Here is a 16,925-nt window from a genome sequence, read left to right as displayed (position 1 = left end):
GCGGTCAACCCCGATCCGCGCCTCTACCGGCACGCCACCCGCAAGCGCTGGGCGGTCGCCGACTGGACGGCACACACGATGAGCGCGGTCGACTCCATGGTGGAATTGCTGAGCTGACAGACGGCGCCGGATGCGACTCGTCGGGCGCCAGCCTCCGTCTTCGATGAAGCGGCGAGCGTTGTTGCGGTGGTTGGCCGACAGCGGAGTTGGTGGCCATGGCATGCGGTATTGCCCGGCCGGTGGCCGGGTTGCTCCGTGGTCCTGGTTGTTGGTACGGCGCATTTGCGTTGCCAGGTAACGGGTTCGGGTGGTTCGGTGGGTCCAGCAGAGCAGGTCGATACCGGTCAGAGCGAGTTATATCTGCTTGATCGGCCAGACAAATTCGACTGAATCCGGCCAGTGCCGAAAGCTGTTCAGGAGAATTCACATCAACGCCACTCTACAATGGACGGTTGTCCGTCCGCGCCGGATTATCGGCCTTTCCGGTCAACGTTTTCTGCGGGCCGGCGGCAGGTCGATACGCTCGCACCGTCGGGCAGCCTGCGTCCGTTCGGCCAGTACGCTGGCCGGCCCTGTGGACGACTTTCGTCCCTGCCAGGCGATCGCATCCAGCGTGAACTCGGATCCAGCAACGCGCTTCGCTGATCGGGGCAGGCACGACTTGGCGGCGGCGATTCCCAGCTGGTTCCGTCACCGAGCGGTGGATCGAAACCTAGCGGCCCTCGGCCAGAGACCGATCCGCCCGTCGGCCAGGAACTGCACCGCCTGGACAATCCGCAACATCGCGATGTGGTGATCCGGGTCGCGACGCTGGATGTCCGCCACCGTCCGACCGAACCACGTTTCAGCAATTGACCTCGATGCAGGTCCAGGGTTGATGGAGGCCACCATTTCAGGCACGAATGCCGTCCGCGCCGGAGTTATGTTCGACGGGACGCGTCAGCACGGCCCCAGCACGGTCCTGATCCACGAAGGGCGCATAATCGGCGTGGAAACCGGGCGCTTCGAGCCGCCCCACGACGTGCCAGTACTCGACTTCGGCGCCGACGCCTTCCTGATGCCGGGGTTGATCGATGCCCACACCCACCTGGTCTTCGACGCGAGTGCCACCTCGACGGCCGCGGTGACGGGGGACTACGACCGGCCGGCGCTGCTCGACCGCATGCGGGCGACAGCCGCCTCGGTCCTACGGGCCGGGATCACGACGGTACGTGACCTCGGCGATCGCGACTACGTGACGCTTCAACTGCGGGCGGAGTTCGCCGAACGGCCCGAGCGGGGGCCGCACCTTTTGACCGCCGGCCCGCCGCTGACCACGCACGGTGGACACTGCTACTTCCTCGGCGGCGAGGCGACCGGCGACGACCTGGCGGGCGCGATTCGAGAACGCTACGAACGTGGCTGCGACGTCGTGAAGATCATGGCGAGCGGCGGCCAGATGACCCAGGGTTCATCGCTGGAACAGAACCAGTACTCCGCGGCCGAACTGGCTACGGCGGTGGAAACCGCGCACCGTCTGGGTATGCCCGTGGCGGCCCACGCCCACGGCGTCCAGTCGATCCGGGACGCGGTGGTGACCGGTGTCGACTTCATCGAGCATTGCTCCTTCCTGCGGGACGGGAAGGTGGTCGCCGACGCCGACCTGCTCGACGCGATCGCCGCCGCTCCGACTGTAGTCAGCGGTACCTTCGGATTCTCCCGCCTGCCGGAGGGCAAGCCGGGGCTGCTCGCGTTGCTGGACGACATGCGCGCCGCGTTCGCTGAGCTGGCCCGTCGAGACGCACGCGTCGTGGTCGGCACCGATGGAGGCGTCAGCCCCATCAAGCCACACGACGTCCTGCCCTACGCGGTGGCCGACGACCTGCGTCAGATCGGATTTACTCCGGAGCAGGCACTCGCCGTGGTGACCAGCAGAGCCGCCGACGCACTGGGATTGGGCTGGAACAAGGGCCGGATCTCGGAGGGTGCCGACGCCGACCTCCTCGTGGTCAGCGGCAGCCCGCTCGCGGACCCGGCCCGGCTGCGAGACGTTCGCGCGGTGTTCAGGTCGGGCATCCGAGTCCGCTGATCACCGGTCTCACGGTGTCCCGGTCGGGCGGATCTGCCCGACCGGGACACCGTGAGGCAAAGCTTGACTGAGGTGCCCTTCAGGCCTCGTCCGCGCCATTAGGCGTCGCCACGCCGATCGGCGTCTCTCCACCCTTGCCGTTGGTCATGAGGGCGAGCGCGCTAAGGAAGCCGTCGAAGGCCTGATCGGCTCGGGACACGTCGTCCGTGGCCTCGATGTCCAAGATGAGGGCCAGCACGAGGGTGCCGAGTTCGGGGCGGCCGACACTGCGCATCCCCTCTTCGAGCGGCTGCAACCAGTCCGTGGTGGCCTCGCGGCGAAAGCCCGGCCACAGCTGCTGCTCAGTACTCTCACGGAGCCTGCCGAACAGGCTGAGGAAGGGGCGGTCGTGTGGGCCGGTCATGGCCTGCCACAACCGGTGCAGCGTACGCAGACGCCGTCACGAACGGTTCGAGGCGATCGGGCAGCCCATACGCGAGCGCGTGGTCCACGCAGGCGTCGAGGATGCGGTCGCGTATCTCGGGTTGTTTATGCCGTCCCGCGCCTGCACTTTTTCACGTAACTGGCGATACGTCTACTGTTGGTTCCAGTGGTCAGACGCCGAAATCAAGGGAGAAAGATGCGTGTTGTCTTTGTGCACGGGGCGTGCGTACGTGACGGAGATTGGTGGTGGCACCTGGCCGCCGAAGCCCTGCAGAGGCGCGGCATCCACAGCGCCGCCCCGGCACTGCCGAGCTGCGGCGAGGGCGACCGGCCGGCCGGGCCGCAGGGTCCCGGCCTGACCGAGGACGTCGCCGCGGTGCGCGCCGTGCTGGCCGACAGCGACGAGCCCACCGTGGTCGTGGGACACAGCTACGGCGGCATCGTCGCCGCAGAGGCCGCGGTGGGCGTCGAGTCGGTGCGCCACATGATGTTCGTGTCGAGTTACCTGCCCGAGCCCGGCGAGTCTCTGTCGACCTTCGGCGCGCCGGAGCCGCCGCTGTTCCTGGACTTCGACCCCGAGGGCGGCACTTTCGGTGCTGTGCCCGAACTGTTCGCGCAGACCTTCGTCCAGGACTGTCCTCCGGAGATCGTCCGGGAGAGCGGTGCTCGCCTGACCCGGCAGACGATCTCCGTCGCCCAGCAGCCCGTACGGGCGGTGGCGTGGCACGACCTGCCGACGACGTACGTGGTGTGCACCGAGGACCGGGGCACCCCGGCGGCGGCGCAGCGCGAGTTTTCCCGCCGGGCCGACACGGTCGTCGAGTTGGGGACGGGCCATCACCCGTTCCTGTCCGAGCCGCAGGCCATCGCGGACATCCTGGCCGGCTTGTCGTGAAAGGGACGGCGGAGCCCGCCGATTCCGACAACGATGGCCACCAAAATGCTCACGAAGACGGGAGGAGCAGTGATGACCAAACGGGCAACGGTTGCGGCCGTCGTGGGCAACGCGCCTGGGCGGCGCACTCCGGTCCGCATATCTTGCTGATGCCCCGAGGTTGCATCGACAGGTGGAAGGAGGAGGCGCAATGCTGAGTTGACTCCGACAGATGCCGGATACCGTCAGAGGCGCAATAGCGCACTTCTTCAGGTGCCGGCCGCTCGGCACCCCGCCTGCCACGGACGGGCCCCGTTCCCGCGACAGCCTGCAACCGCCCGGCTTCCAGGCCTGACAGGCTGAACGCGCCGAGCTCCTGAGGGGCGTGGTGCCCCGGGTCCAACGGTCATTGACCAAGCGGGCACAGACTGGAAGAGAACGGGAAACACCGCTGAGAAACATCCGATCCGCTGTCTACATTGGATCGCATGAGTATCGCTTACGAAAACGCTCGCCAAGACAGCGCCGCCGGCCGGGTCGCACGCAAGGTCGCCCTCGTCACGGGCGCGGGCCGCGGTCAGGGACGCAACCACGCGATCCGCCTGGCCGAGGAGGGCGCTGACATCATCGCGGTCGACATCTGCGCACCGGTCGAGGACATCGCTTACCCCATGGCGACCGAGGAAGACCTGGAGCTCACCGAGAAGATGGTCCGTGACCGGGGCCGCAGCATCATCACCGCGAAGGTCGACACCCGAGACCTGAGGGCGCTCACCGCGGTTGTCGACCGTGGCGTCGCGGAGTTCGGGAAGCTCGACATCGTCGTGGCGAACGCGGGAGTGGGCGTCTTCGGCCCGTTCGAGGAGCAGGAGACCGACGAGTGGAAGGCCGTGCTCGGTGTGAACGTCATCGGCACCAGGAACACCTGCCTGGCCGCAATGCCGCATCTGGTCTCGGCCGGCGGCGGCTCGGTCGTTCTGATCAGTTCGCTGCTTGGTCTCCTCGCGACCGGCCGCCTGTCGGCGTACATCGCCTCGAAACACGCCGTGCTCGGTCTGACCAAGGCACTCGCCTTCGAATGGGGCCCGCGGCGCATCCGGGTCAACGCGATCTGCCCGGGCGTGGTCACCAACACCGGGATGGCGATTCCCGACCAGCTCACCGATCTGGAGAAGTCGTCGTACCTGACCGCGCTGCCGACCGCAGCCGTGCAACGCGACGACACCAGCAACGCGCTCCTCTATCTCGCCTCCGATGAATCACGGTACGTCACCGGCGAGATCGTACAGGTCGATGCGGGCGCGGCCACCATCTGAGCGGTCCCACCGGCCCAGCTGACGTCCACGAGATCAGAGGAACAATGCGAAAGATCATACGGTCCCTTGCTGCTGTGGCCATGACGGTCACCGCTTCCGCCGGGTTCTCCGGTTCGGCGCACGCGGCCTCGCCCGCAGGTCAATACGTCGCGATCGGCGACTCGTACGCCGCCGGCGTCGGCGCCTCCCCCTTCGACCCGGAGGCCGGAGAGTGCCAACAGAATCCCAACAGCTATCCCCGGATCTGGCAGAGAAACAACCCGGCCTTCGAGCTCCACGACATGACCTGCTCGGGTGCGACTGTCGAATCGGTGCGAGAAAGCCAACTGGACACGCTGAGCTCAGCGACGAAACTCGTCACGATCACCGTCGGCGGGAACGACAATCACTTCACCGAGACTCTCCGGACGTGCCTTCTCGGCACTGATGAGGAGGACTGCAAGTACGAAACGAATTACTACTCGTACGCCGCCCGCCATTGGCAGGCGGACGCGCTCGAATCGCTCTACGAGGAAGTCCAGAACAAGGCGCCCAATGCCCGCGTCATCGTTGTCGGCTATCCCCGCCTGATCGACTCTGGCAACGGCAGTTGCGGCCTCGTCAACCCGGATGCGGCCCGGCGATCTCATCTCAACAACAACGCCGACCAGCTCGCCGAGGGCATCAGGAGCGCCAGCGCTCGGGCCGGTGTCGACTTCGTCGACGTGCGCCCGGCCTTCGCCGGCCACGAGGCCTGCGGCGCCGACCCGTACATCATCGGCGCCGATAACAGCCGGATGATGTTCCACCCGAACGCGAACGGGCACCAGGCCTACGCATGCCGGCTACAGCTCGAGACCGACGAGCACTGACGGCCGACCTGGCCCGCAAAGGGGTCCGCTGCTTTCACGAGCAGCGGACCGCCCGGGCCTGGACATGTTCTCGTGCCTGTCGGGCGGCCGTATCCGATCCCCTGGGCGCAGGCACCGGCCGCTCCCGGCCGGCGCATCACCCCTTCTAGGCGCGCCGCCCGGTCGCCAACTCACGTCCCGGCGCTGCGGGCACACTCGACAGTTGCCCAACGCCCTCCCGAGACCGGACACCAACGGCCCGCCATTGCGCTGGAGAAGTCCAACGCCTGCTGGTGATGCAGCCTGTGCCAGGCACGCCGACCACCGAGCGGCTCGACCGCCTCCTGGAACTGATCAGCTGAGCCGAGGGACTCCAGAAGTCGCTGCGATAGGGCCCGGGTCGATCAGGTTCGCCCGCACGGCGCGGGTGCCCCACTCCGCGGTCCAGGTGCGGTCGGCGCGGGAGTGCCCTTTGACGCAAAAACTGGTTACCGGTTGATCAAAAGCCGGGTCGTGACGCCACTGGTCGAGCGAGTATCGGTAGTTGCTGCGCCCGGTACTGCACCTGGCAATAGTTTCTGCGCGCCCGAGCCGGCCGACCGCATCGAGAACTTCTCTGGCCGTAAGGCGGACGTGAGCAGGAATGTCATGGACACCTCAGGCTGAGTTGCGATTTGCAACTCAGTGGCCTACTATCTCGAAATCGCGTACCGACCTGCTGCACCTCGGCACCGGCCCTGAATGGCAGCTGACCGCAATGAAAATCGGAGAGAAAGGGTGGTCGCGTGCCGAGTCCATTCAAGGAGGCCATTGATCGGGGCGACATCGAATCCGGCGTGTCACTTCTGGCGCCTGACGTTGTCTTCCACAGTCCGGTACTGAGGAAGCCGTTCCACGGTGTCGAACGAGTCGGACCGCTGCTTGCGGTCCTGTGGAACACCTGGGAGGGATTCCGCTACACGAAAACTATCGGCTCCTCCGAGTCGAAAACCGAAGCTCTACTCTTCGAAGCGCAAATGCTTGACCAGTCGGCTCAAGGCGTCACGCTGCTCACGTGGCAGGACGGTCGGATCGAGGATTTTACTGTCATGGTCCGCCCATTCCGTGCGGCGAGAGCCATCCTGCAGGCACTCGACCTGGATCCCGAGCGCGCGTAGGGCCGGGTCGGCCCCGACTCTTCGGTTGACGGCCTGCCCCAATTAGCATCCCGGCCATGGACTTCAACCGGGCGAACTGGAGTGCCGACAACTGCTCGGTCAAGCGAACACTGGAGATCGTCGGCGAGAAGTGGACGTTCCTGGTTCTGCGCGAGGCCTTCTACGGCGCTCGGCGCTTCGAGCAGTTCCACGAGGGCGTGGGCTGTGCACGGAACGTCCTCACCGACCGGCTGAAAACGCTGGTCGAGCACGGTCTCATGCTGCGTCAGCCGTATCGCGAGCCGGGTGTCCGACAACGCGACGAGTACCGGCTGACGGAGAAGGGCACCGACCTCTTCCCGGCGGTCGTCGCGCTGATGCAATGGGGTGATCGCTGGGTCGCCGATGATGCCGGTCCACCCGTCAAGCTCAGCCACCGTGGATGCGGCGGGGCCGTGCGTGTGACCCTGCAGTGCGAAGGTGGGCACTCGGAGCTCACCGCACGGGACATCGCGCCGGCGCCCGGGCCGGGCGCGCTTCCGTCGGGCCGAGGATGAAGTCCCAGGCGGTACCGCTTGCCATGGCCCTGCTCCTGCGCGCTGTGATCCGTAGCTGAGCAGTCAGTGTGGTCAGCGCTTACGCCCTCAATCGGATTGCCATGTTCATCACACCGCCAACCCGCGGTGTTTCGCAATCACCGCTCACCGACCCGGGTCCAGAGCAATGGTAAGGCGGCTGTGCGCTGCTGAGTTTTCAAAGCTACTCAGAACCAAGGTTGGATCGAGTCATCTCCGAGAGGACACACCATGCCAATGATCGACGCATACATTCCCGAGAACACCCTCACGGTGGCGGGCGAGGCAAATTTGATCGAGAAGGTCACCGACCTGATGGTCGGCCACGAACTACGGCGAATCGTCGATCTCATCGACGACCCTGAGCAGGCCGCGGTGAGTCATCAGCGCGCGGCGCAGCTCGCCTGGCTATTCCTGCATCGCACCGAGGTCTATGTGGGCGGCAAACCCCCTGCTGCGCCGGTCTACAAGTTTCACATCAGCATCCCTGAAGGCCAGGTCGATGCCGAGTTTTTCAACTCCATCGTCCCTGACATCACCACGGCGGTAGCCGAAGCTGAGAACGGCACGTGGCCTCACATCGCGTCGCGGGTGTGGGTCTTTGTCCACGAGGTGCCTGACGGTAGTTGGGGGGCTGGACGGAGCAGGCGTCTGGGCGAGATCGTCGACTTCGTAGCGCCCGGCCTCGGCGGGTTCGCCGAGAATCGCCTCGCCGACGAGCGGCGCGCAGCCGCCAAGGCCACCGTGTCGCTGGCGGAAGCCAATACGAGCCCCACCCCTTAGTGCCAGGCCCAGATCGACCTGGCCGGCCTGGCCGGGCCGGCCGCGGCCGCCGCGCGAGCGCCGTCTCGACGTCACCGATCCGGCAAAGCCTTCGCGCCGGCCCATTCCGCCTGGGCCCGCTTCGTGTCCGCCGGGATGACTTTGTCCTCGGTGCCGATCACTGCCCAGCGTGGCGAGCTGTTCCAAGCCGCGGTGATCGACGGGTTGGTGTTGGCGCTCAGCGTGATCGGTCGCTGGCCGGCCGCGATCAGCCACCGGTCGGCCTCGGCAGATCCTGGACGAAGGAATTCTGTACGGTGTCGGGCCGGAGTTCCGCCAGGACGCCGAGCGCGTGGTGCCGCGGCTTGCGGAGGCAGACATGACCGCTCCGGTGATGCGCGAGCGCGACGGGGAGCTGGGCGGATGACGGGTTCGCTCCGCAGGAAAGCGCCACCGCCCTCAGCGTGCTCTCCGTCCCGCCGTGGACCCCGATGGTGCGCTCGCCGAAGCGCCCGGCCAGCGCCTCCCAGAACCGTGGCCGGCAGACGCCGAGCAGCTCGCCGGTGCGGTGCGCGAGGGGCTCGCGATACTCCTCATCGCCGGGGTCGGTCAGCGTGCCGAAGTAGCCGAAGATCACCACGCGCATGACCCACACACGGACGCGCCGGAGACCCCCGTGGTGCGAGGGCCTCCGGCGAGGCGGTTCCGTGCGGTGGATCAGGATCCGCGAAGGATCAGGTTGCCGTTGTCCGCGGCGCCGCTCTGCGAGCCGCTCATTTCGCTGGCGCGTTTTGCGGCGCCGCATTCCCCGCGGCTTTATCCGGCTGGCGTTTCGTTCAAACCCAAACCACGCAGGATGTTATCGCGGTTCGCGTTTGCGCGCAGCGCGGTCAAGGAATTCAAGCGGCCCAGCAAAGTCGTGGAAGATGCAGGGCATTTCAAGTCTTGAATCGCCGACAAGGTTTTTTCGAAACGTTGGATGCGGCTTTCAAGGTCCGTTCCACTCGGAAAGTTTGCATTCTTGAGCGCTACCTGCGCGTTCACTTGGGCTTGAGTGGGTGGGCAGCGACCGGGAACTTCTACCCCGGTAGGGCCCACACGGTCGGCCGTCGCGTTCGGATTGCCCGGGCTGAAACCCAGCGCCGGCACCAAAGCGTTAATGTCACCGGAGCTGGCTCCGGCGTTGCCCTGTTCGGCGGCCTGGCTCATCCCCGTGCCGACCGCGAGCGCCGAGCCGAGCAGCGCTGCGGCGGCACCTCCAATCACCAGCTTGCGCGTCCGGCTGCTGACTCCGCGTCGATACATGCACGGCTCCTCTTCGTCTCGGTACTGCTTGTGCCGAGATATACGAGCAATGATGTGGCAGCAGTTCATGACGCTGAGCAAGCGTTCGTTAAAGTTCCTTTAACGCGACTCCCGGGGCGTGCAGCCGCCAGCATCGTCGCGCCCACGTCCGCGCGGCCCAGCTACGCCGCAGCGCCGAACCCTACAACAGGGCGGCGATCTGCACGACCCCTGGGACGGCCTGTTCATCACCACCAAGAACGGCCGGATTGGTAGTTGCAGTGCCAACGCTTCTTCTGCCGGCCCCTCTCAAGAGCCCTCCACCAGCACCGATGCCAGGGGTCAAGGGTCGCCGCAGGCCATCGCGAAGCGACGCGGAGCGTCCTTGACGCCTGGTACCGGTGCTGGACCATTGAGGCGAGAGGGGAAGGCCGACCGAGTTGTCGCTCGTGCCTTCCGGGGTCCGCAGGACTGCCGCCGGCCCGAAGTCCAGCTCTAGGAGCGAGGATGGAATGCCATGGTGCGGCCCGCCGCGCCGGCCGATGCCAGCCGGAGGCCGCCAGCAGGCCGGGCGCGAGCGGGCACGGTCGCGCCGCGTCAGCGGCGCCTTGATACACAGAATGACCAAGTCGGCAGTAACACTTGCTTGCTGCGGGTTTCTGGACCAGCGGTCAAGGTGCGCTACGACCGGCGCCACTTGACTCTTGTGGTCCCCAGGAACGCGAAGAAGGCTGATCCAAGATCTAGACCAGCCTTCTGACCTGCGAAAACCTTCGGTCGGGCTGACAGGATTTGAACCTGCGACCCCTTGACCCCCAGTCGCATTACAATTCGATTAAGCAGTGTCGGCAGGTGCTCTTATGTGCGCAGATTCGGACAGAATGGCACCGCCATGCCGCCCGATTTCATCCAATCCGGCAAAAGTTGATCATCGTTGTGACCAGGCTTGTGACCACGGCCAATCAAGTGCGGCGCCTGTCATCCATGCTGGTAGAACTACGGCGCTTTCCATAATTAGGACGCGAAGAGATCTTCAAGCATGGCTTGTGCTCTGGGTGGAAGCTCTTCGTCGGGAAAGAACTGGATGCATATATCGAGCGCCGCCTCAAGCGTCGATATACCGATGATCGACGCGAGTGCGCGAAGGTCGTCCTCGTCGCGCCCGCGGGCCGCGAATGCCTTCATTGCAAATACGTGCTCGGGCGATGCTGCCATCACCCGAATTCCGGGATGGTCGAAGACCTCACGCTTTCCTGTGTCATTCTGCGTCGAGACGTAGGCGCTGGCCTGCTCGTTGAGCCACCAAGGCGGCAAGCCCATCGCGTCCGCCACGTTGCGGGCCTCCTCCAGGACGACGCCGTGCGGAACGAACGTAGCGTCCACATCTCTCGTCACGCGGTTGGCGTCGTACGCCAGCGCCATCGCGGCGCCGCCGACGATGAAAAGATCTGCCACGACGCCGCGGCGGAACAGACGATCGCCCAGCGCTGACAAAGCGCGCTCGAGTTCGGCTCGGCCAAGAAGTCCGTCGTCAGTCATGCGGCGTCCAGGTCGCGTACGGACAGGTAGACGCCGTGCTTGCGGAAAGCGGCAGGCGCCCAGACGAGCGCCTCCATCCGCTTCGACGGCAACGAGGAAGGGAACCACGGCGTCGCCAGTACTCGAGATCTGACCCAATCAGGCGGCGATCGGTCGAGTTTTGCGGCGAGGTGCTCCGCGAGCGCACCGAGCAGGACGTCCCACCGCGCGTCACCCGTCATAGGTGGCTCCTGGAGCAGGAGCTCAGACTGCTTGTCGGCCGGCTCCCATCGGTATTCCTCAAGAAACTCCCACACATGTTTCCATCGGACCTTCGCGTCAGGCTGACGAGACAGATGGCTGGCCAAGTCAACCAGAGTCATGGGTTGATACGCCATGATCGACTATTTCTCCCTTCCGCTTCGCCCTCAGCTTGATCGTACGAGCTACCGCCATCCGGAGACGCTCAACCCGCCCCGCCGGTCGATCAGTTCCAGGCATCGAACCCCGGACGGCCGACTGTGGTCTTACCCGGTCGGGCGACCGCCGGTGTTGATCAGCACTCGTCGGCCAGTACGGTCCGCGCCATGGCCCACGCCGACACGAAGCTGGCAGAGGAGCTTGAAGCCGACACGTACCCGGATGAGCGCTCGGAAATCCTGCTGGCGGCCGCCGACGCTTGGCAGCGGGCCGGGCACTCGGACCGTGCCCGCGCCATCCTCGACGACCTCATCCGGAGCGGGAGAGAATACGGGTGCGACGCCCGCATTCAACTGGCCGACCTGCACCTGCGGGCCGGCGACACCGAGATGGCGTACGCCGAACTGAATGCCGCAGCGAAAGATCCTGCCCTGGGTGAACGGCAGTGCGAACTCGCCGCGGAACTTCTCGCCGCCAATGGCGACCTCGACCAGGCCGCCCGCTGGTACGACCGCGGCGCCGCCCGCCTCACCGAGGGGCAACTCGACGCGCTGCGCCGCCGTGACCAGTTGCTCACCATCGGCACCACCATCATGCTGCGCAACCGGCAGCACGTACGTCAGCAGTTCGGACGCTCTCCCGACCTGCTCGACACCCTCGTTCCCGAGCTGCAAGATCCGGAGGAGCCGACGACGTCCGAGGATGTTCTCTATCTGATGAGCTCCGGCTACATCCCCCGGCAGACCCGCATGCTCACCTTCCAACGCGACCAACGCCGGCTCGCCCAGCAGCAGTGGCCCGGCGTCTACGAGCAACCGGAAGACGAATACTACGACGCCGCCGAACACCGGTGGCGCGAGGTCCACGACGGCGGCGTCCCATCAATCACCGTCGCGCTTCAGCACCTGCTCGCGCCGAGTCCCACCTTCGCCCTTACCCTCAGCGACCGATACGGTCGAGCCGACCACTTCGGCACCTACTGCGTCCTCGACGATCGCATCAGCGTCGAGAAGCCAACTCAGGGCGGTCGCAACGTCGGCCTGCACGGCATCGCGTTCAGCAGTACGAACCTGATCGTCGCTGTCGGCGACAAATGCTGCCTCGGCGACCCGATCGAGTGCCGCCCTGCGCAAGGTGGCCGCATCGGTGACCTCGACCAGCACTTCAGCGGTAATCATGAACCGGCGCCTGGCTTCGTCCATGACGGCAGCATAGGCCGCGGGTGACGGCCAGCGGCTGACCCTGGAGGCCGGCGAGCCCTTGATGGGTTCCGGTCATTGCGGTGGTGCCCGGAGTGTTCTGCAAGGGCGCGGCAGGCTCGGGTGACCGCGTGTCGGCTCACGAGGACCCCCATCGGAGTCACTGCACGGTAGGCCGGCGGGAGGCTGGATGGTCGTGCCGTCGGTGGGGCCTGTGCTGGGCCGACTTTTACTTGCGGTTCGGCGGTCAGGTCGGCTTTGGGCCGTTGACGGTTGGCGGTGTTGCTGCCCTGGTCGGGGGTCAGTTGGGCGTCGGTCGGTGCGACGAGTTGGCGAGGCGACATCTTCGCGAGGGCGTCGATTTAAGAATACCCCGGGAATGATCTAGGAATATTTCACAAGTGCCGTGTTACTCTCGGTCAGGACACAGGGGATCGTCCAGGAGGTGAATGTGCGCGGGAGCGGACCGACACTGGCGGTGGTACGGCAGGCCAAGGGCGCAGCGTGGACTCAGGCCAAACTCGCCGAGGCATCGGGGCTGTCTCAGGGGTATCTGTCCAAGGTCGAGAGTGGGCAGGCCGAGATCGAGGGCGAGTCGCTGGCTGCGGTCGCCTCCGCGCTCGAGGTGCCGATCGACCTGCTTGCGGTCCGAGATCCGCACTTCGGCACTGGGGTCTCGTGCGTGCATCATCGGCGCCGGCGCAGTCGGCTTACCGCGGGAAGCGCACGGCGCGTAGAGGGTTTGACCCAGCTGATCAGTTTGTCCGCCACTCGGCTGCTGGAGGAGGCGACCTCGGCACCCGGAGTGGGGTTTCCGGAGTTGCCCGTGGAGAGGTTCGATCCTGCGGAGGCGGCTCAGCGTGTCCGTGTAGAGGCCGGCCTCGGGCGCAACGTGCCCGTGCCAGATGTGCTCCGGTTGGTCGAATCGTTCGGTATCGTCGTCGTCCGTCGCGATTTGGGTACGGACGCTCAGGATGGCGTGAGCTTGCGCGTGCCGGGTCGACGACCGATCATCGTCATCAATACGGCATTGCCTGCCGATCGGCAGCGTTTCAGCGTTGCGCACGAGGCTGGCCATCTGGTTCTTCATGGCTGGCAGGTGTCAACGGGCGATGATCTCGTCGAAGACGAGGCGAATCGCTTCGCCCGTGAGCTGCTCGCGCCGCAGACCGCGATACGTCCCTTCCTGACGGGGTTGACTGAACGTGATTTTCGGCCCCTGATCAACCTCAAACTACATTGGGGTATGTCGATTGCTGCACTGATCGAGATCGCTAAGCGCTCTGGCACCATCGATGAGGGAACTCATCGGGCATTTCGGATGAGACTGAACACGCTTGGCTGGCGTCTGGTGGAGCCCGGCGTCCTCCCAGAGGAGAACCCACAGTTGATCGATACTGCTGTCGACGTTCATCTCGACAGGCTGCAGCGTTCCGTGCGGACTATCGCCGGTGTGGCGCTGATGCTGCCTGAGCCATTCGAGTACCACTACATGGGGCATCGCCGAGCCGGCGACTCCAGCACGGCAGGTGCCCTGGCGTGACTTCTTCCGACTCCCCCGCTGAGGCACGCCGGGTTCCGGACTTCGTGGCGCCATTGCGGGAAACCTTGCTGATCCAGTGCGAGAGCCAGCAGGCGCTTCCGGCCGCGCGCACCGCTGACACGGACAACTGCGGATTGGTCATCACGGCTGCGGGACATCGCGGGTATGTCGGTCAGGTTGACGCGTTCGGTGTGGCACGGCACTTGCGGGAAAAGCTCGGTTTCCGGCGCCCGCTGCTGCTGGATGCCTCACGGTATTCGGGAAAGAACCGGATTCCAGCTTCGACGGAGTTCGACGCCACCTGGATCGGGCGTCAACGTGAGCTGGGACTTCCCGTTCTGACCGATTCCGGATACGTGGCGGAAGGAGACGGCGCCGGCATCGAGAGCATCTTGGAGCGGGCCGCAGGTCTTGGCGATGCGATCGCCTTGTTGCCGTTGCATCTGTCGTGGCTGCGCAACCCCGCCTCCAGGAAGATGCTGGTCAAGAAGCTCGCCGATGTCGAGGTCCCCGTCGCGCTGGTGCTGGAGTACGAGAAGGATCCGTTCAGTCTTGTCGGGGTGGCCGCTGCGCTGATGCAGATCATCTCGGCCGGGCCACCGGTGCTCCTGCTGCGGTGTGACATCTCGGCCGTGGGCTCGCTATGTTCGGGAGCTCTCGCCGCGGCGGTCGGCACGACCACGGCACTGCGGCATCTTTACCCCATCAAGGAAGGCGGCGGCGGTGGCGGGCACGACGAGTCGCCGATGATCGCGGCGGTCATCAAAGAGTGCCTGGCCTACATCAACCTGGAGAAGATCCTTTTTGCTGCGAAGGCCGATCCGGATGATGTTCTCTGGCAATGTGACTGCGACGCGTGCCTGCGCGTTCCCATCAGCCTGCTGGCGCTGCACGCTGACGAACGGCAAGAGGAGCTGGCCTTCGTTCACTCGGTGAATGCCCTGTTGAAGGTCCGCGAGAAGCTCTTGACACCCGAGTCCACCCGCGCTCAGCGGTTGGCGAGTTGGCAGGCTCACTGCCAGCAGGCTCAGGTCAGGCACATGGAGGTCGAAGCGACAACAGACAGGTTCGAGCCTCCGAAGTTTCTTCGGCGGTGGCAGGAGGCGCTATCGACTGTGACCCGGCAGGAGCGCGTCCGCTGACTCCATACGGGCCAGGAGCATCCCGTACAGGTGCTCCTCGACCCATCTGTCCGCCACCGAACGTCGCGCGGACGGTAGTCGCTCAGGATGTCCGTGATGCAGAAGCTCAACGTGGCCGCGGACTTGGGTCAGCACGGCGATGCCGGAGTAGGCGCATTCGAGTTGCTGCTGGCGGGAGAACGCTTTGCAGGCCGGCAGCAGGATCGCGCTGGCGCTGAAGCTACGCCATTTACGGGCGGTGCTGACCCGCGCGGTGACGGCTTGTCCATGATCGGCTAGCACACCGACTACTGAGGTAGCGCTCGGCGGGAGATTTCCCTGAGCTTGCGGCCACTCCCACATAGCCAGCGTGTCGGCGTCGAGGACCGGTTGTGCAGCACCGGCTTCCTGCCTGCGCGCGTGCGCTTGATGGTCAAAGGTCACCACCATGGAAGTGACGGTGCCCAGCAACGTGACGTCGGTTACCAGGTGCCCTTGCCAGCCCAGAAGGTCGGCCGCCTGGATGACCTGCGGATCAGCGCCCATGGAAGCTACCGGCCCGTTGTAGTGCTGGCCGGCCATTTAGCGTCCTTTCTGAGCATGATCCGATAGTTGTCCATGATGCCTCCTACCGCACTACCGGATGAGCACTCACCCCACTACCGTGAGTCGCCCCCAGTGTCAGCTCGGGTACAAACCCCTGCTCAACAGCCTATCGAACGAGCGTTCGAGGCTGGTGGAGAGTTGGTAACGCCACTGCAGGATTCACCTGTTCAGCGCCAAACCCCACCGGCGCCCAGCGACCTCAGCACGGCCACAACATGCTGTGTGGGCGGCGTCAACGGCGAGGACCAACGACTGCGCGAGGTCGCGGCAGGCCCTCTCGAGTCCCGCTGCTCTACGGTGCAAGTTCGCGCAGGGCGGCGTTGATGGTCGAGTAGCGAATCAATTCCTGTTCGAGGCGGACGGCGTCGCCGATGCGGTGGTGGACGAGGTCGTGGTAGAGCGCCGCTTCGTCGTCGTCGAGTGTCGGCAGGGCTTCGGCGGTGGGGCGGGGTTCGCGAACCCAGTGGTCGCGGTGGTTCAGCAGCGTCGCGCGGTCCATGAGCAGTGAGGTGGTGTGGGGGAAGCTGCGGCGGAGGCGGTGGAGGATGGCGAAGCCGTGGGTGTCGAGGTCGCCCCAGTAGTAGAGCCGACGTTGAGCGAGCCAGGGTAGTTGCTGTAGGACGGGGACGGCGTAGCCGCCGCCGAGGATGGCGGTGGTGCCGGGGACCGGGGGTAGTGCGAGGAAGGTGGTCTCGTTTTCGACGACCAGGATCGTCGGTGCCTGCGGTGGGTGGAGTGCGAGTTCTTCGGCGCGGACGGTCATTTCGGTGAACGGGGTGCCGGCGTCTGGGTCGAGTAGGCGCATTCGGATGTAGGCGGGTTTGGTGCGCATCCGGTAGCGGGCGGCGAAGTTCGCTGGTGGCTGTGTTCGGTCGATGCGTTGTCCGGGCAGGAGCCGGTCGAGTATGTCGGCGAGGATGGCGCGGCGTTGTTCGATGTATTTGGTGTCGACGCCGGGGACGTCGATTTGGCGTAGGTAGGTCTGTGGGGTGGCGTTCGCTTCGATCCACAACGCGGTTCGCAGGAGCTGAATCCAGTCGGCTTCATGGGCCAGCACCTTGTGCGGGTGTGCGGCGATCATGTCGGCCAGCAGGGGCGCCGTGGCGCGGGTGTGGGTCAGCAGGTCGGTGAATCGTCGTACCTTCCCGGTCACTGTGTTCCGCCCCGGGTTTGATGGAGACATCGAAACCTGGGAGAAGATTCAGCTATGCCGGCACCGAAGAAGTACCCCGATGAGCTGCGTGAGCGTG

The 16,925-nt window shown here is 65.5% G+C and carries 17 protein-coding genes; 10 read left to right on the top strand and 7 right to left on the bottom strand.

The genetic code is table 11. From position 1 onward, the window contains the following. Window positions 1-877: 877 nt before the first annotated feature. Complete coding sequence (locus AB0O15_RS47240) at window positions 878-2,068, top strand: amidohydrolase family protein (RefSeq protein ID WP_364334546.1); 1,191 nt, start codon at window positions 878-880, stop codon at window positions 2,066-2,068. Window positions 2,069-2,147: 79 nt separating this feature from the next. On the opposite strand, the gene AB0O15_RS47235 is transcribed toward AB0O15_RS47240, so the two are convergent. Further along, window positions 2,148-2,483 (bottom strand): hypothetical protein, encoded by a 336-nt coding sequence (locus AB0O15_RS47235; RefSeq protein ID WP_364334543.1) that lies wholly within the window; start codon window positions 2,481-2,483, stop codon window positions 2,148-2,150. A 204-nt stretch (window positions 2,484-2,687) separates the two neighbouring features. On the opposite strand from AB0O15_RS47235, the gene AB0O15_RS47230 reads away from it, so the two are divergent. The 6 genes from AB0O15_RS47230 to AB0O15_RS47205 all read left to right on the top strand — a co-directional run bounded on the left by AB0O15_RS47230 (window position 2,688) and on the right by AB0O15_RS47205 (window position 8,005). After that, on the top strand, window positions 2,688-3,386 hold the full coding sequence (locus AB0O15_RS47230; protein ID WP_364334540.1) for an alpha/beta hydrolase: 699 nt from the start codon (window positions 2,688-2,690) through the stop codon (window positions 3,384-3,386). 467 nt (window positions 3,387-3,853) lie between these two features. Further along, a complete protein-coding gene (locus tag AB0O15_RS47225) occupies window positions 3,854-4,681 on the top strand; it encodes a mycofactocin-coupled SDR family oxidoreductase (protein ID WP_364334537.1) in 828 nt (275 codons plus the stop codon). A gap of 80 nt (window positions 4,682-4,761) precedes the next feature. Further along, entirely contained in the window at window positions 4,762-5,532 is a 771-nt protein-coding gene (locus AB0O15_RS47220; protein ID WP_364334534.1) for an SGNH/GDSL hydrolase family protein, read from the top strand. Between the two features lie 764 nt (window positions 5,533-6,296). After that, complete coding sequence (locus AB0O15_RS47215) at window positions 6,297-6,668, top strand: nuclear transport factor 2 family protein (protein ID WP_364334531.1); 372 nt, start codon at window positions 6,297-6,299, stop codon at window positions 6,666-6,668. Between the two features lie 56 nt (window positions 6,669-6,724). Then, the gene (locus AB0O15_RS47210) at window positions 6,725-7,204 is read left to right on the top strand and encodes a helix-turn-helix domain-containing protein (RefSeq protein WP_364334528.1); all 480 of its coding nucleotides are present in this window, start codon (window positions 6,725-6,727) and stop codon (window positions 7,202-7,204) included. 249 nt (window positions 7,205-7,453) lie between these two features. Beyond that, window positions 7,454-8,005: a hypothetical protein gene (locus AB0O15_RS47205; protein ID WP_364334525.1), complete on the top strand. Its 552-nt coding sequence runs from the start codon at window positions 7,454-7,456 to the stop codon at window positions 8,003-8,005. Window positions 8,006-8,252: 247 nt separating this feature from the next. Here the strand turns inward: AB0O15_RS47205 and AB0O15_RS47200 are convergent, their stop codons facing one another. From AB0O15_RS47200 to AB0O15_RS47185, 4 genes are all read right to left on the bottom strand, one after another. Next, window positions 8,253-8,630: a hypothetical protein gene (locus AB0O15_RS47200; protein ID WP_364334522.1), complete on the bottom strand. Its 378-nt coding sequence runs from the start codon at window positions 8,628-8,630 to the stop codon at window positions 8,253-8,255. A 170-nt stretch (window positions 8,631-8,800) separates the two neighbouring features. After that, window positions 8,801-9,289 carry a hypothetical protein gene (locus AB0O15_RS47195; protein ID WP_364334519.1) on the bottom strand — a complete coding sequence of 163 codons (489 nt, stop codon included), beginning with the start codon at window positions 9,287-9,289 and terminating at the stop codon, window positions 8,801-8,803. Between the two features lie 993 nt (window positions 9,290-10,282). Next, window positions 10,283-10,807, bottom strand: a complete 525-nt coding sequence (locus AB0O15_RS47190) for a DUF6036 family nucleotidyltransferase (RefSeq protein WP_364334516.1) — start codon at window positions 10,805-10,807, stop codon at window positions 10,283-10,285. Further along, window positions 10,804-11,028 carry a hypothetical protein gene (locus AB0O15_RS47185; protein ID WP_364334513.1) on the bottom strand — a complete coding sequence of 75 codons (225 nt, stop codon included), beginning with the start codon at window positions 11,026-11,028 and terminating at the stop codon, window positions 10,804-10,806. Before AB0O15_RS47185 ends, AB0O15_RS47190 begins: the two co-directional genes overlap by 4 nt. Before the next feature lie 345 nt (window positions 11,029-11,373). On the opposite strand from AB0O15_RS47185, the gene AB0O15_RS47180 reads away from it, so the two are divergent. The 3 genes from AB0O15_RS47180 (at window position 11,374) to AB0O15_RS47170 (ending at window position 15,090) form a co-directional block, all read left to right on the top strand. Further along, window positions 11,374-12,432, top strand: a complete 1,059-nt coding sequence (locus AB0O15_RS47180; RefSeq protein WP_364334510.1) for a hypothetical protein — start codon at window positions 11,374-11,376, stop codon at window positions 12,430-12,432. A gap of 418 nt (window positions 12,433-12,850) precedes the next feature. Then, window positions 12,851-13,948 (top strand): XRE family transcriptional regulator, encoded by a 1,098-nt coding sequence (locus AB0O15_RS47175; protein ID WP_364334507.1) that lies wholly within the window; start codon window positions 12,851-12,853, stop codon window positions 13,946-13,948. Further along, window positions 13,945-15,090 carry a hypothetical protein gene (locus AB0O15_RS47170; protein ID WP_364334504.1) on the top strand — a complete coding sequence of 382 codons (1,146 nt, stop codon included), beginning with the start codon at window positions 13,945-13,947 and terminating at the stop codon, window positions 15,088-15,090. The genes AB0O15_RS47175 and AB0O15_RS47170 overlap by 4 nt, the downstream gene beginning before the upstream one ends. Here AB0O15_RS47170 and AB0O15_RS47165 read toward each other — a convergent pair. Next, window positions 15,055-15,651, bottom strand: a complete 597-nt coding sequence (locus AB0O15_RS47165; protein ID WP_364334501.1) for a hypothetical protein — start codon at window positions 15,649-15,651, stop codon at window positions 15,055-15,057. The genes AB0O15_RS47170 and AB0O15_RS47165 overlap by 36 nt on opposite strands. A 316-nt stretch (window positions 15,652-15,967) precedes the next feature. Next, window positions 15,968-16,828: a Wadjet anti-phage system protein JetD domain-containing protein gene (locus tag AB0O15_RS47160; RefSeq protein WP_364334498.1), complete on the bottom strand. Its 861-nt coding sequence runs from the start codon at window positions 16,826-16,828 to the stop codon at window positions 15,968-15,970. Between the last annotated feature and the right edge of the window lie 97 nt (window positions 16,829-16,925).

This window comes from Actinoplanes sp. NPDC089786 (genome assembly GCF_040684855.1).
GTDB lineage: Bacteria > Actinomycetota > Actinomycetes > Mycobacteriales > Micromonosporaceae > Actinoplanes.
This window is presented reverse-complemented; position numbering and strand designations above follow the sequence as displayed.

Excerpts from the sequence above, each read along its gene's own strand:
- AB0O15_RS47200 (WP_364334522.1), bottom strand. The coding sequence starts at position 8,630 with ATGCGCGTGGTGATCTTCGGCTACTTCGGCACGCTGACCGACCCCGGC.
- AB0O15_RS47230 (WP_364334540.1), top strand. The coding sequence starts at position 2,688 with ATGCGTGTTGTCTTTGTGCACGGGGCGTGCGTACGTGACGGAGATTGG.
- AB0O15_RS47210 (WP_364334528.1), top strand. The coding sequence starts at position 6,725 with ATGGACTTCAACCGGGCGAACTGGAGTGCCGACAACTGCTCGGTCAAG.
- AB0O15_RS47180 (WP_364334510.1), top strand. The coding sequence starts at position 11,374 with ATGGCCCACGCCGACACGAAGCTGGCAGAGGAGCTTGAAGCCGACACG.
- AB0O15_RS47225 (WP_364334537.1), top strand. The coding sequence starts at position 3,854 with ATGAGTATCGCTTACGAAAACGCTCGCCAAGACAGCGCCGCCGGCCGG.
- AB0O15_RS47185 (WP_364334513.1), bottom strand. The coding sequence starts at position 11,028 with ATGACGGGTGACGCGCGGTGGGACGTCCTGCTCGGTGCGCTCGCGGAG.
- AB0O15_RS47240 (WP_364334546.1), top strand. The coding sequence starts at position 878 with ATGGAGGCCACCATTTCAGGCACGAATGCCGTCCGCGCCGGAGTTATG.
- AB0O15_RS47190 (WP_364334516.1), bottom strand. The coding sequence starts at position 10,807 with ATGACTGACGACGGACTTCTTGGCCGAGCCGAACTCGAGCGCGCTTTG.
- AB0O15_RS47205 (WP_364334525.1), top strand. The coding sequence starts at position 7,454 with ATGCCAATGATCGACGCATACATTCCCGAGAACACCCTCACGGTGGCG.
- AB0O15_RS47220 (WP_364334534.1), top strand. The coding sequence starts at position 4,762 with ATGACGGTCACCGCTTCCGCCGGGTTCTCCGGTTCGGCGCACGCGGCC.
- AB0O15_RS47165 (WP_364334501.1), bottom strand. The coding sequence starts at position 15,651 with ATGGCCGGCCAGCACTACAACGGGCCGGTAGCTTCCATGGGCGCTGAT.
- AB0O15_RS47195 (WP_364334519.1), bottom strand. The coding sequence starts at position 9,289 with ATGTATCGACGCGGAGTCAGCAGCCGGACGCGCAAGCTGGTGATTGGA.